This is a genomic window from Nitrososphaerales archaeon, assembly GCA_025058425.1.
In the GTDB taxonomy this organism is placed as follows: Archaea; Thermoproteota; Nitrososphaeria; order Nitrososphaerales; family JANXEG01; genus JANXEG01.
In genome coordinates this window covers 1-2,232 of the sequence record JANXEG010000084.1, presented here as the reverse complement: position 1 = coordinate 2,232, position 2,232 = coordinate 1, and the positions used below count along the sequence as shown (strand labels likewise).

Here is a 2,232-nt window from a genome sequence, read left to right as displayed (position 1 = left end):
TTATATATTTGGTTCGCCGTTGGGTGGTTTTTGGATGAAAGTATCATTTCACAGATCGCTAAACGTTGAGGTGTTACTTTATACCCTTTACTGCGTAGTGTTTTTATTATCTGCTGAATATTTGACAACTTTTCTAATTATGAGGGTTAATGGGTTGCTTAAATCATTTTCTAAAATAAGATTTAAATAATAATTATTTTTAATTAATAAAGGTGAAAAAATGGAAGAGTATAAGATGCCATTAATAGGTGATAAATTCCCCCAGATGGAGGTTAGAACCACCAGAGGAATGATAAAGCTTCCAGACCATTATAGTGGTAAGTGGTTCATCCTCTTCAGCCATCCTGCCGATTTTACACCTGTTTGCACAACAGAATTCGTTGCATTCCAGAAAAGGTATGAGGAATTTCAAAAGTTACAATGTGAATTGATAGGATTAAGTATAGACCAGGTTTTTGCACATCTAAAGTGGGAGGAATGGATAAAAGAGAAGCTCGGTGTTGAAATAAAGTTTCCGATAATCGCAGACAATACTGGTGAGATATCTGCACGATTAGGTATGCGCCATAAACAGGCTGCAGGAACACAGACGGTTAGAGCCGTCTTTATAGTCGATCCTAAAGGGATTGTTAGGGCGATACTATACTATCCGATGGAGTTGGGTAGAAATATTGATGAAATACTTCGGATGATAAGGGCACTTCAAATAGCCGATAAAGGTTACGCCATCCCGGCCAATTGGCCACATAATGAAATAATCGGTGATAATGTCATCATTCCACCCGCTAATAGTGTAGATATGATAGAGAAGAGAAGAGCACAAGAGAAGGCTGGAGAGATTAAGTGCTTAGATTGGTGGTTATGCTACAAGAAAGTAGAGTAAAGCCTTCGATTTACTGAACGCCCCTTTTTTCTTATGATTAGATTCCAATCCTTAGTTTTAAGATGGTCTTGATTCGATTTTAAATTAACCTTTAAGACCCATAACTCATAATTCTATAATTTCATCACTTTACACTTAAGTTTTCACATCAACATCGGTATACGATTGAAGTAATACGAATTATGACGTGAATAAAGCCATAGAGCAAAATTTATGCGAATAAGCTATCTAGAAGCATCATGATCGAGAAGCCGATTATCAACCCAAAGGTAGCTTCTCTACCAAAACCCTTCTTGTGACTTTCAGGGATCATTTCATCTATTACTACGAATAGCATCGCTCCTGCTGCAAATGCAAATCCCAAAGGTAGTATATAATGTATTAAAGAGACCAGGATTGCACCAGATACTCCTCCGATGGGTTCGACGAGCCCCGTTAAAGTTGCATAACCAATAGCTCTTTTCTTACTATATTTCTCTCTTAGGAGTGGTAGAGCTACAGCCAAACCCTCTGGAGTATTCTGAATACTGATCGCGCTAGCCATAATCAAACCACTCGCCAAATCGCCCGAACCGAAGCTCACACCTACAGCCAACCCTTCAGGGAAGTTGTGGATGGACATGGCGATGATGAAAAGCCAGATCTTTGAGAGTCTTGATGGTGGACCCTCTTTACCTGCAACGGGATGAAAATGTGGTACGAAGCGATCGATAAAGTGCAACATCAAAGCACCCGTTAAAAGACCAACCACTGCCATTCCTGATCCACCTAACTCGATCGCAGGGACTAAAAGGCTAAAAGAGGTTGCTGCTAGCATGATGCCCGCTGCAAAACCGAGTAAGATATCTAGAAGATCGTCAGAAAATTGGCTCTTGAAGAGTATTGGGAGTGCACCAAGTCCCGTAGCTAAGCCTGCTAATAGACTTGCGATGAATCCATAGTAAATAAACTCCATCTAATCTCAATTTTGTTATGGGCACCGAAATAAAAGTGTTGTCAAAAGCTTCTTATTCTTCTCATATTGTAGGTAGAGAACGTCGACTTCTTTCTAATGTAACTTCATAAGTTTTTAACGCTCTAATTATTATTATGCTAAGATGGATCGGTTCGTTACCAATGAGGATAGGATTTATAAAACTTCAGTATTGTGGGATTATCCAATTCTGCCCCGGCTTTCTTTTTAATATGTACCTCTTAATGAATGTGGAGCGATTTCTTACCTTCGGTATTGGTGAAGTTTTTGGTCTAGCCTCTATCTTAGGTGTTTGGCTCCTCACCTTTCCCGCCTTTGTGAGTGAGCCATGTGTTGGCATATTCGATCAACATTTTATTCGAGTCAGCTTCTTAAA

The 2,232-nt window shown here is 39.4% G+C and carries 3 protein-coding genes; 1 reads left to right on the top strand and 2 read right to left on the bottom strand.

Translation table 11 applies throughout. The features are described from left to right. The first annotated feature begins 220 nt into the window (after positions 1-220). The gene (locus NZ896_06785) at positions 221-883 is read left to right on the top strand and encodes a peroxiredoxin (GenBank protein ID MCS7117149.1); all 663 of its coding nucleotides are present in this window, start codon (positions 221-223) and stop codon (positions 881-883) included. Positions 884-1,094: 211 nt separating this feature from the next. Here the strand turns inward: NZ896_06785 and NZ896_06780 are convergent, their stop codons facing one another. Together NZ896_06780 and NZ896_06775 are read right to left on the bottom strand one after the other, a co-directional pair. Beyond that, positions 1,095-1,838: a ZIP family metal transporter gene (locus tag NZ896_06780; protein MCS7117148.1), complete on the bottom strand. Its 744-nt coding sequence runs from the start codon at positions 1,836-1,838 to the stop codon at positions 1,095-1,097. Between the two features lie 184 nt (positions 1,839-2,022). Next, positions 2,023-2,196 (bottom strand): 30S ribosomal protein S30e, encoded by a 174-nt coding sequence (locus NZ896_06775; protein MCS7117147.1) that lies wholly within the window; start codon positions 2,194-2,196, stop codon positions 2,023-2,025. Positions 2,197-2,232 lie beyond the last annotated feature (36 nt).

Bases quoted from the DNA above. Each gene is read 5' to 3' on its own strand.
- NZ896_06785 (MCS7117149.1), top strand. From the start codon at position 221: ATGGAAGAGTATAAGATGCCATTAATAGGTGATAAATTCCCCCAGATG.
- NZ896_06780 (MCS7117148.1), bottom strand. From the start codon at position 1,838: ATGGAGTTTATTTACTATGGATTCATCGCAAGTCTATTAGCAGGCTTA.
- NZ896_06775 (MCS7117147.1), bottom strand. From the start codon at position 2,196: ATGCCAACACATGGCTCACTCACAAAGGCGGGAAAGGTGAGGAGCCAA.